This window comes from Micromonospora sp. NPDC049107 (genome assembly GCF_040648595.1).
Classification (GTDB): domain Bacteria; phylum Actinomycetota; class Actinomycetes; order Mycobacteriales; family Micromonosporaceae; genus Micromonospora.
Genome location: NZ_JBEZEC010000012.1, coordinates 104,872 through 116,366 on the forward strand (window position 1 = coordinate 104,872; position 11,495 = coordinate 116,366).

The following is an 11,495-nucleotide window of genomic DNA, read 5'->3' on the forward strand; positions in this document are numbered from 1 at the left end:
GAACGGGGGGCCGTTTCGCGTTGTCCGATAGGCGTGAGAGTTGCGACGTTGGAGTTGTGGGTGAGCCGGGAATGCGGGCCCACGTGCGAGACTAGGTAACCATGAGCGACCCACGGATCACCTCGTCGATCTTTACCCGCGGCGCGGTCGACCTCAGCACGCTGCGTGGCCCCGCACCAGCCGGTACCCGCCCCGGCGCACCCCCGCAGGGCGGCCCGTCCGCCGGCACACCGGGCGCACCGACCGCCGACAACGCCCCCATCGTCGACGTCACCGAAGCGACCATCCAGTCCGCGGTGCTCGAGCAGTCGATGGCCATGCCCGTCATCGTCTTCTTCGGCGCGGCTGGCTTCCCCGAGAGCGACGAGTTCGCCCCGGTGCTCGAGCGGCTGGCGGTCGAGGGCGGCGGCGCCTGGTTGCTGGCCCGGGTCGACGTGCAGGAAAACCCGCGGATCGCCCAGATGTTCCGGGTCCAGGGCGTCCCGACGGTCTACGCGGTCGTCGGCGGCCAGCCGATCGACGCCTTCTCCGGTGTGGTGCCCGAGGCCCAGCTCCGCCAGTGGATCCAGGCCGTTCTCAAGGCCGGCGGCGTGACCGTCGCCGAGCCGGAGGACCCGCGCCTCGACGAGGCGGACGACGCGCTCATGAGCGGCGACCTGGACGCCGCCGAGCAGGCGTACCGCAAGATTCTCGCCGACGCCCCCGCGGACGCCGCGGCCACGGCGGGCCTCGCCCAGGTCGGCGTGGCACGCCGGGTGGCGGGCGCCGACCCGGCCACCGCGCTGGCCGCCGCCGAGAGCGCCCCCGACGACGTCGCGGCCCAACTGCTGGCCGCCGACATCGAGGTGCTCAGCGGGCTGGCCGAGCAGGCGTACGCCCGCCTCGTCGGCCTGGTCCGGCGCACCGCCGGTGAGGACCGCGAGACGGTCCGCCAGCACCTGGTGTCGCTCTTCTCCATCGCCGGCCCGGACGATCCGGCGGTCGCCTCGGCCCGTAGGGCACTGGCCAGCGCCCTGTTCTGAGTCCGCAGCACGACTGTGAGTGCGTAGTACGCCAGCGCGGGCCGGCGTTCGCCGGCCCGCCCGACCACCGGGGACGGGAGCTCATGATGCGCCGGATCGCCGTCCTCGACGCGCCGACAAACCTCGGCCTGCGACCGCCGACGTCCACCTCCGTGCCGGGCTGCGCCAAGGCGCCCGGCGCGCTGCGCGACCACGACCTGCTGGCCCGGCTGCGGGCCCGCGACGCCGGGTGCCTCACCCCACCCCGGTACGACCCCGGTGACTGGCGGCCCGGGGACGGCGTGTGCCACGCCCGGGAGATCGCCGACTACTCGCTCGCGCTCGCCGAGCGGATCGGCTCGATCATCGACCGGGGTGAGTTCCCGGTGGTGCTGGGTGGCGACTGTTCCGTGCTGCTCGGTTCCGCGCTCGCCATGCACCGCCTCGGTGAGGCGGTCGGCGGGCGGATCGGACTGGTCTTCGTCGACGGGCACTCCGACTTCCGGCACCCCGGCAACGCCTCCTACGTCGGCGCGGCCGCCGGGGAGGACCTGGCCCTGGTCACCGGGCGCGGGCAGGCCGACCTGGCCGCCCTGGAGGGTCGCCGGCCCTACTTCCGCGACATCGACGTGGTGGTGCTCGGCATCCGTGCGCAGGACGAGTACCGCCTCGACCTCCAGGCCGCCGGCATCACCACCCGCCCGGTCCCCGCGCTGCGCGCCGAGGGCGCCGCCCGGACCGCCCAGTGGGCACACGAGCAGCTCGCCGACTGCGCGGGCTACTGGGTGCACATCGACGTCGACGTCCTCGACCCGGCGGTGATGCCGGCCGTCGACGCCCCCGACCCGGGCGGCATCGCCTTCGCCGAGCTGGAGATCCTGCTCGCCGGCCTGGTCGACACGCCACACTGCCTCGGCGTTGAACTGACCGTCTTCGACCCCGACTACGACCCGGACGGCTCGTACGCCGCCGAGATCGTCAACACCGTGGTCGCCGGTCTGGCTCCCGTCACTGCCCCGGAGGCGATGCCGCCGCGGCTGCTGTCGCCCCGGCCCACGACCGCCGCGAGACGTGCCACCGAACGGACGACGGCCGCCGGCCGGTCCGACCGCGCCGAGCGCCACGGCGGGCCCGCCGGGCTTGCTCGTGCCGCGGGGGTGCCGGGCTCTGCCAGCCCTGATCGCGGTGCGGGCACCGTCGCCGACGCTGCCCGGTTCGATGAGTTCGACGGCGAGGGCCTCGACGAGGACGACACGTCCGGCGCAGCCTCTCCCGGCCTCGGCTCCTCCCGCCTCCCGGTGTCGAGGAGTGAGGCGGCCGACGAGGTCGCGGCGGAGGCCGAGCCATCCGTGATCCGCGACCGGTCCCCGTCCGAGCCTTCCGGCCTCGCGGCGCAGATCGCGGCGACGGTCGAGCCGTCGGGGCTCGCGGCGCAGATCGCGGCCACGGTCGAGCCGTCGGGCCTCGCGGCGACGGTCGAGCCGTCGGGCCTCGCGGCGACGGTCGAGCCGTCGGGGCTCGCGGCGCAGATCGCGGCCACGGTCGAGCGCGAACCGGTCGGTCCGCCCGCGTCGGCCGGCCCGGGTCTGCTGCGGCGGCCCTCCCCGCCGGCCCAGAACGCACCCGAACGGCCCCAGACCGACACCGCCTGACCCGCTCGCGGCCACCCGACTCGTGATCCACTCGGTATCAGCGAAACCGGGGTGTCCGGACGGCTTGGACGCCCCGGTTTCAGTGAAACCGAGTGGATCAAGGGTCGGGTGGGTCAGGGGGTAGGCAGGGCGCGGAGGAAGCGTTCGGCGATCGGGACGGCCGAGGCGGTGCTGGCGCCGCCCTTCTCCACGAACACGGCGAATGCGACGTCACCCCGCCAGCCCACGAACCAGGCGTGCGTGTGGGCCGGGTTGTCGTCGAACTCGGCGGTGCCGGTCTTGCCGTACACCTCGCCGCCCGGGACGTCCTTGAGCGCGCTGGCGGTGCCGGCGGTGACCACCTCGCGCATCATCGTGCGCAGCGCCGTGACGGACTCCGGCTTGAGCTGCCCACCGGGCGGGGCCGGCTTGGCCGGCGCCGGGTCGACCAGCAGTTTCGGCTGCTCGAAGCGGCCCCGGGCGACGGCCGCCGTGGCACCCGCCATGGCCAGGGGGCTGACCAGCGTGGTGCCCTGGCCGAACGACGCGGCGGCCTGCTCGGCGGGGCTGCCGCCGGTGGAGACCTTGCCGGTGAAGACATCCACGCCGAGGTCCCACTGCCCCTCCAGCCCCAGGGACCGGCCGGCGGCGGCCAGCCCGTCGCCGCCGAGCTTCGGCGCCAGCGAAGCGAAGGCCGTGTTGCAGGACTTCGCGAAGTCGGTGCGGAACGGCACCGAGCCCAACTCGAAGTTGTCCGAGTTCTTGAAGGACCGGCCGTCGACGGTGAAGGTCTTCTTGCACTCCACCGGGCCGTCCAGAGTGACCGCGCCCCGGTCCAGCAGGCCCAGCGCGCTCACCATCTTGAAGGTGGAGCCCGGCGGTACCTGTGCGCTGAACGCCAGGTTCTCGCCGGCCGGGCCGGGACCGTTGGCGGCGGCGAGTACCGCGCCGTCGCTGACCCGTACCGCGACCAGGGCGGAGCGGAGCGGCTCCGCGCGCAGTGCCCCGTCGGCCGCGTTCTGGGTGGCCACGTCCAGGGTGGTCTTCAGCGCCTGGCCCGGCTGGGGATCGCGGCGGAACAGCTCGGTGCCGGTGGGCGCGAGCTTGCCGTCCTCGGTGGGCCGTTCGACCAGGACGGTCAGCCCGGGGGCGCCGCGCAACCGCTCGTCGTAGCGGCCCTGCAGGCCACCGTGTCCGACGAGGTCGCCGGCGACGTACCTGTCGGGGTGGGCAGTGAGGTCGTCGGCCTGCGCCTGGTCGACACTGCCGAGTAGCGCGCGGGCGAACTCGCGGGTGGGTGCGAGGTCGAGCTTGTCGGAGATGAACTTGGTGCCGGGCAGGTCGTAGATGCGAGGTTTGATCTGCTTGTACGCGTCCTCGCGCAGGGTCACCACCTCGACGAACGCACCCGGATCGGCCTCGGCGACCCGCTTGGGAAGGTCGGCCAGGTCGACGCCGGGGACCAGAGCCGGACGGATCGCCTTGAAGGCGGCGTCGAGATCCTTGACCAGCTTCTTGATGTCGGTGACCTGGTTGGGCTGCACGCCCACCCGCACGATCGGGCGCGGTGACACGATCGGCGTGCCCGCCGCGTCCAGCACGCCGGCACGCGGGCCGGCGTCGCGGCGCAGCGCCAGCCGGTCGCCCCTGGTGAGCTGCTCGTGGAGGACCCGCGGCTCCCACATCACCCGCCACTGGTCGTCGTCGCCCTGGATGAGCCGCAGCTCCCGGTCGTACGTCCAGTGGGTCTGGCCCGGCAGCGTCCAGTCCACCCGGATGGTGGTGGTCGCGATGTTCTTCGTGATCTTCGGATCGCCCTGCCGGGTCAGCGTGGGCGGGGTGCTGGCCAGCTCGCCGGACAGCTCCTTGATCTCCTTGCTCACCTCGGCCGCCGGCGTCTTCGCGCCGGTCGAGTCGACCATGGCGACTGCCTGCAGGTCGCCGCTGCGCCAACCGGCGAGGAAGGCGTCGGCGCTGCGCTCCGGCCCGTCGTCTCCGGAGCACGCCGCCAGCACACCGGCGGTGAGCAGGGACGCGGTGAGCGCGGCCACCCGGCGCGCGCGGTTCGACCGGTTTGGGCGGGGGTAGGACAAGGTCATGAAGCGGTCCTTCCGATCTCGTGCTGCTCTGCACGGTAGTACGCGAACGCTGTCCCCAACGCCCCGGGAAGTCCTCGACGTGCGGAAAGACGGACCGAGCCGGTGTGATGAACATCGCGCGGCGGGGTATCCCGCAACCGGCCAACCTCGGACCCGCAACGGGTGAAAGGACGAAGTCCCGATCCGGACGCCCTGCCAGTGGTCCGCCGACGAAGGCGGCAAACGGCAGGCCTAGGCTGGGCGGCAGAGTGACCCACAACGCGGTGGGTCGAGGGGAGTGGCACCGATGGACCGGCGTCCGGCGATCAAACCGGAACCCGACCTCCGACCGGATAACTCCGGGCGGGACGAGGACAGCTTCGATTCGGCGACCGACGGGGACGGCTACGGCCGGCTCGACACCGGCGTCACAGGGCTGACCGGGTCGAGCATCGACACCATCTACGATCTGGGTCTGCCGAGCGAGGCGTTGGCCGACGACGTGGAGGACGCCGAGCTCGACGAACCCGTACCCAACGCGGAGCGGCTGGTGGCCCAGGCCGTCGCGCTCGCCGGGGACGACCATGACGCGGCGACCCTGGTCGGCCGTTTCTGGCGGTTCGCCCCGGACGAGGAGCTGGTCGGCTTCACGGCGGAGGAGATGCTCGACGCGGCCCGGGCGCACCGGGACCTCGCGCAGCAGCGGGTGCCCGGCGAGTTGAAGCTGCGCATCCACGAGCCGCACGCCGACCAGCACCACACCGTCGTCGAGATCGTCACCGACGACATGCCGTTCCTGGTCGACTCGGTGACCGCGCTGCTCAACTCGTACCACCTCGACGTACACCTGCTGGTGCACCCGCTGGTGGTGGTCCGGCGCGAGCCGCTGGGCCAGCTCACCGAGGTTTCGGCGGACGTGGAGCCGGACGACGCGATCGCCGGTGACATCGTCGAGAGCTGGATGCGGATCGAGATCGACCCGGTCCGGGACGCGGCCGAGCGGGACCGGTTGCGGCACGAGCTGCAACGGGTGCTCACCGACGTACGGGAGGCCGTGGAGGACTGGCCGAAGATGCGTCAGCGGGCCCTCGCGCTCGCCGACGAGCTGGCCTCGGCCCGTACCTCGGACAACCGCCCGCCGGTGCCGGAGAAGGACATCACCGACTCGGTGGAGCTGCTGCGCTGGCTCGCGCACGACCACTTCACGTTCCTCGGCTACCGCGAGTACCGCCTGGTCGACGCCCCCGACGGAAACCCCGCGGACCCGGTGGACGGCAAGGCCCTCGAAGCGGTGCTCGGCACCGGGCTGGGCATCCTGCGCTCGGACTCCCCGGACGCCCGGTCGCTGGCCTCGATGACGCCCGAGGCGCACGAGAAGGTGCTGGAGAAGCGCCTCCTCATCATCACCAAGGCCAACTCGCGGGCCACCGTGCACCGCTCGGCGTACCTGGACTACATCGGCTTCAAGATCTTCAACGAGGCCGGCGAGGTCATCGGCGAGCGGCGTTTCCTGGGGCTGTTCTCCACCGCCGCGTACCGGACCAGCGTCCGGGAGCTGCCGGTGGTGCGACGCAAGGTCGCCGAGGTGCTCGACCGTTCCGGCCTGAGCCGGCGCAGCCACTCCGGCAAGGACCTGCTCCAGATCCTGGAGACCTACCCGCGCGACGAGCTGTTCCAGATCAAGACCGACGACCTGTACCACGCGGTGATCGGCGTGCTGCGGATGGCGGGTCGCCGGCAGCTGCGGGTGTTCCTGCGCCGTGACGCGTACGGGCGGTTCATCTCCTGTCTGATCTACCTGCCCCGCGACCGGTTCACGACGCAGAACAGGCTGCGCATGCAGGACATCCTGCTGCGCGAGCTGAACGGTGTCGGGGTGGACTACACGACCCGGGTCACCGAGTCGATGCTCGCCCGGATCCACTTCATCGTCCGTACCGATCCGACCCGGCCGCCCGGCGAGATCGACGCCGACCTGTTGGCCGAGGAGCTGGCCGACGCGACCCGGCTCTGGGACGACGACTACCGGCTGGTGCTGGAGCGCAAGCTCGGCGACGAGCAGGCCAAGCACCTGTTCGCCCGGTACGCCGACGCGTTCCCGGAGGGCTACAAGGACGGGCACACGCCGTACGAGGCGATGAAGGACCTGGCCAAGCTGGAGCTGCTGGAGGAGCCCGGCCAGCTCGAGATGCACCTGTTCCGCAAGCAGCTCGCGCCCCGGCCGGGCACCCGCGTGCCGGGCGCCGACGTGCCCGACGACATGAACGTGCGGTTCAAGGTCTACCGGTACGGGGAGCCGATGATGCTCTCCGCCGTGCTGCCCGTGCTGCACTCGCTCGGCGTACGGGTGGTCGACGAGCACCCGTACGAGGTGGACCGGATCGACGGTCGGGTCTACCTGTACGACTTCGGCCTGATGCTGCCCGAGGGGCACCACGAGCTGGCCGAGGTCCGTCCGCACGTGGAGAACGCGTTCGCGGCGGCCTGGCGCGGCGAGGCCGAGGTGGACCGGTTCAACGAGCTGGTGCTGCGCGCCGGACTGACCTGGCGGCAGGTGGTGGTGCTGCGGGCGTACGCGAAGTATCTGCGGCAGGCCGGCACGGTCTTCTCGCAGGACTACATGGAGCAGACCTTCATCGCGTACCCGAAGCTCGCCAGCCTGCTGGTGGAGCTGTTCGAGACCCGGTTCGCGCCGGGTGACCTGAGCGCCGAGCAGCGGCGGCAGCGCAGCGGCGAGCTGGTGGAGACGATCCGGGGCGCGCTGGACGACGTGGCCAGCCTCGACCAGGACCGGATCCTGCGCTCGTACCTGACGCTGATCGAGGCGACCCTGCGGACCAGCTTCTACCAGAAGCCGGTCGGCGGGCGGCCGAAGGCGTACGTGGCGTTCAAGCTGGACCCGCAGGCCATTCCGGACCTGCCGGCGCCCCGGCCGAAGTTCGAGATCTTCGTGTACTCGCCCCGGTTCGAGGGTGTGCACCTGCGGTTTGGGCCGGTGGCCCGGGGCGGGTTGCGCTGGTCCGACCGTCGGGAGGACTTCCGCACCGAGGTGCTGGGCCTGGTCAAGGCGCAGATGGTGAAGAACACGGTGATCGTGCCGGTGGGCGCCAAGGGCGGCTTCGTGCTGAAGCAGAAGCCGGGGGACCGGGACGAGGCGGTCGCCTGCTACCAGGAGTTCGTCGGCGCGATGCTCGACGTCACCGACAACATCGTCAGCGGGCAGATCGTGCCGCCGGACGACGTGGTCCGGCACGACGGCGACGACCCCTACCTGGTGGTCGCCGCGGACAAGGGCACGGCCACGTTCTCGGACATCGCCAACGAGATCTCGCTGGCGCACAACTTCTGGATGGGCGACGCGTTCGCCTCCGGCGGTTCGGCCGGGTACGACCACAAGAAGATGGGCATCACCGCCCGTGGCGCCTGGGAGTCCGTGAAGCGGCACTTCCGGGAGCTGGGCCTGGACACCCAGACCCAGGACTTCACGGTGGTCGGCGTCGGCGACATGTCCGGCGACGTGTTCGGCAACGGGATGCTGCTCTCCGAGCACATCCGGCTGGTGGCCGCGTTCGACCACCGGCACATCTTCCTGGACCCGGACCCGGACGCCGCCACCTCGTACGCGGAGCGTCGGCGGCTGTTCGACCTGCCCCGCTCCTCCTGGGAGGACTACAACGAGGAGCTGATCTCGGCCGGGGGCGGCATCTTCTCGCGTACCGCGAAGTCGATTCCGATCACGCCGCAGGTCCGGGCGGCGATCGGCCTCGACGACGACGTCACGCAGATCTCGCCACAGGAGCTGATGAAGGCGATCGTCACCGCTCCGGTGGACCTGTTCTGGAACGGCGGCATCGGCACGTACGTCAAGGCCTCCACCCAGACCAACGCGGAGGTGGGCGACAAGTCCAACGACGCGATCCGGGTGGACGGGCGCAGCCTGCGCTGCCGGGTGGCGGGCGAGGGCGGCAACCTGGGCTGGACCCAGCTCGGCCGGATCGAGTACGCGTTGACCGGTGGCCGGATCTACACCGACTTCATCGACAACGCGGCCGGTGTGGACACCTCCGACCACGAGGTGAACATCAAGATCCTGCTGAACACCGCGGTGGCCGACGGCGAGCTGACCACCGCCGAGCGGGACGATCTGTTGGCCGGGATGACCGACGAGGTCGCCGAACTGGTGCTGCGCGACAACTACGACCAGGCTCGGGCGATCAACAACGCCCAGGCCCAGGCCGCCTCGCTGCTCCCGGTGCACCGCCGGATGATCAACGAGTTGGAACGTTCGGGCGGGTTGGACCGCGCGTTGGAGGCGCTGCCGCCGGACGAGGAGTTGGCGGTCCGGAGCGAATCCGGCCTGACCGCGCCGGAGTTCGCGGTGCTGCTCGCGTACGTGAAAATCGTCCTTGAGCGGGAGATCCTCACCGAGGGGCTGGCCGACGAGGAGTGGACGACCGACGTTCTGGTCAACTACTTCCCGACGCCCATGCGTGAGCGGTTCGCCGACCGGATGGGCCGGCACCGGCTGCGCCGGGACATCGTCACCACCGTGCTGGTCAACGAGGCGATCAACCGGGGTGGCATCTCGTTCATCTTCCGGGTGGTCGAGGAGACGGCGGCCAGCGCCGCGGACGTGATCCGTGCGTACGTGGTGGTCAGTGAGGTGTTCGGCCTGCGCGACCTGTGGGACGCGGTCGAGGCGCTGGACAACAAGGTTGCGCCGGAGTTGCAGACCAGCGTCTACCTGGACACCCGCCGGTTGCTCGACCGGGCGGTGCGTTGGCTGGTCTCCAACCGGCGCTCGCCCATCGACGTGCCGGTCGAGATCGCCCGACTGCGCGACGGGGTCACCCGGCTGCTGCCGGGTCTGGAGGAGCTGTTCTACGGCGGCGAGCGGCAGGCCATCGCGGCGCACATCGACTCGATGACCGAGCGCGGGCTGCCCCGCGAGCTGGCCGAGCGGGCGACCCGGCTGATGTACAGCTTCGGTCTGATGGACGTGGTGGAGACCGCGAACGCCAGCGGGCGGGACGTCAGCGAGGTGGCCTCGGTCTACTTCGTGCTCTCCGACCTGTTCCGGGTGGACTCGCTGCTGTCGAAGATCTCCCTGCTGCCGCGGGAGGACCGCTGGCAGACCCTCGCGCGGATGGCGCTGCGGTACGACCTGTACGCGGCGTTGGCCGCGCTCACCGCCGAGGTGCTCGACTCCACCGGGGACGAGTTGCCGCCGCACGAGCGGGTGCAGCAGTGGGAGCAGTCGAACGCCACGTCGATCCACCGGGCCCGCCAGGCGATGGGGGAGTTCGACGAGTCGCGGGCGGATCTCGCTGCCCTGTCCGTGCTGCTGCGCCAGATCCGCACCCTGGTGCGGACCTCCGCCGCCGCCTGAGTCACTACGCCGGACGCGGTCCGGCCGGTCGGGGTGACCCGACCGGCCGGACCGCTTCGTGTACGGGTTGGTCACGCCGCCAGGGTGGCGAAGACGACCACGTTGTCGGGGTAGCTGCGCACGGTCTCGTCGAACTGGCCGCCGCACGTCACCACCCGCAGGCCGGGCCGGTCGTTCGGCCCGTAGACCAACTCGGTGGGGAAGGACGTCTTCGGGTACGACTTCACCGAGTCGACCCGGAACGTCGCCGGCCGGCCATCCGCCCGCCGCACGGTGATCGTGTCACCGGGCACGAGCGCGCCAAGATCGAAGAAGACGGCCGGGCCGAGCTTCGCCGAGTCCACGTGCCCGACGATGACCGCGTTACCGGTCTCGCCGGGGCTGGCCCCCGGCTCGTACCAACCAGCCCGGTCGGCCTGCTCCAGCGGGGGGACCTGGACGGTGCCGTCCGGGTTGGTGCCCAGCGACATGATCGTCGCGTCGACGCCGATCCGGGGAATCTCGATGGTGGTCGGAGCGGACCGGGTCAGCGCGGTCGGCGCCGCTTCGCCGTCGACGGGTGGGATGTCGTTGTCGGGGACCGCCGACCCGCTGACCTCGGGGCCGGCCTGGGCCAACGGCTGTGGGGGTCGGGGAGCGGGCGTGGTCTGCAACGAGGCGCCGATCATGCCGGCGCCGATCATGGCGAGGGTGACGACGACGGCCGCACCGGCGGCACGCCACGGTCTCCCGTGACGGCCGCCGGCCGGTGTCGCCGTCACGTCAGGCGAGCGAACCATCGGTCCGCCGACGACGCATCAGCACGATCCCGCCGAGCGCGGCAGCGCCGAGCAGGCTCGCACCGCCGGTGGCCAGGCCACGGTCGGTGCCGGTGCTGACGCCGCCGTCACCACCGTCGACCCCGCCGTGCGGCAGGACGACCAGTTCGCCCTCGCCGCACGAGCCCTTGAGCTCGTAGCGACCCGGCTTGGCGTCCTTGTCGACCTTGGCCTCGCCGTAGTAGACGAACTCGCGCTCGTCGTCGCGGCCGCCCTTGTCCCAGCTCTTGTCGGAGCCGTACTCGTCGTCGGAGCCGTAGTCGTGGCCCTCGGATTCGTGGCCCTTGGACTCCCAGCTCTTGTCGGAGCCGTACTCGTCGTCGGAGCCGTAGTCGTGGCCCTCGGATTCGTGGCCCTTGGACTCCCAGCTCTTCTCCGAGCCGTACTCGTCGTCCGAGCCGTAGTCGTGGCCCTCGGATTCGTGGCCCTTGGACTCCCAGCTCTTCTCCGAGCCGTACTCGTCGTCCGAGCCGTAGTCGTGGCCCTTGGACTCGTCGTCCTTGGACTCCCAGCTCTTGTCGGAGCCGTACTCGTCGTCGGAGCCGTAGTCGTGGCCCTCGGATTCGTGGCCCTTGGAC

General features: G+C 71.5%; 4 protein-coding genes and 2 pseudogenes. 3 read left to right on the forward strand and 3 right to left on the reverse strand.

What is annotated here, in order from left to right; translation table 11 throughout:
• Positions 1-101: 101 nt before the first annotated feature.
• Positions 102-1,022: a tetratricopeptide repeat protein gene (locus AB0B55_RS27005; protein ID WP_357174632.1), complete on the forward strand. Its 921-nt coding sequence runs from the start codon at positions 102-104 to the stop codon at positions 1,020-1,022.
• 83 nt (positions 1,023-1,105) lie between these two features.
• A pseudogene (locus AB0B55_RS27010) lies at positions 1,106-2,275 on the forward strand (arginase family protein); the annotation flags it as partial.
• 491 nt (positions 2,276-2,766) lie between these two features.
• On the opposite strand, the gene AB0B55_RS27015 reads toward AB0B55_RS27010, so the two are convergent.
• Entirely contained in the window at positions 2,767-4,731 is a 1,965-nt protein-coding gene (locus AB0B55_RS27015) for a penicillin-binding transpeptidase domain-containing protein (RefSeq protein WP_357134207.1), read from the reverse strand.
• 286 nt (positions 4,732-5,017) lie between these two features.
• Between AB0B55_RS27015 and AB0B55_RS27020 the strand changes: the two genes are divergently transcribed.
• Positions 5,018-10,099 carry an NAD-glutamate dehydrogenase gene (locus AB0B55_RS27020; protein ID WP_357174634.1) on the forward strand — a complete coding sequence of 1,694 codons (5,082 nt, stop codon included), beginning with the start codon at positions 5,018-5,020 and terminating at the stop codon, positions 10,097-10,099.
• A gap of 71 nt (positions 10,100-10,170) precedes the next feature.
• Here the strand turns inward: AB0B55_RS27020 and AB0B55_RS27025 are convergent, their stop codons facing one another.
• Both AB0B55_RS27025 and AB0B55_RS27030 read right to left on the reverse strand, forming a co-directional pair.
• Complete coding sequence (locus AB0B55_RS27025; protein WP_357174636.1) at positions 10,171-10,860, reverse strand: class F sortase; 690 nt, start codon at positions 10,858-10,860, stop codon at positions 10,171-10,173.
• Between the two features lies 1 nt (position 10,861).
• A pseudogene (locus AB0B55_RS27030) lies at positions 10,862-11,495 on the reverse strand (hypothetical protein); the annotation flags it as partial.

Excerpts from the sequence above, each read along its gene's own strand:
- AB0B55_RS27020 (WP_357174634.1), top strand. The coding sequence starts at position 5,018 with ATGGACCGGCGTCCGGCGATCAAACCGGAACCCGACCTCCGACCGGAT.
- AB0B55_RS27005 (WP_357174632.1), top strand. The coding sequence starts at position 102 with ATGAGCGACCCACGGATCACCTCGTCGATCTTTACCCGCGGCGCGGTC.
- AB0B55_RS27015 (WP_357134207.1), bottom strand. The coding sequence starts at position 4,731 with ATGACCTTGTCCTACCCCCGCCCAAACCGGTCGAACCGCGCGCGCCGG.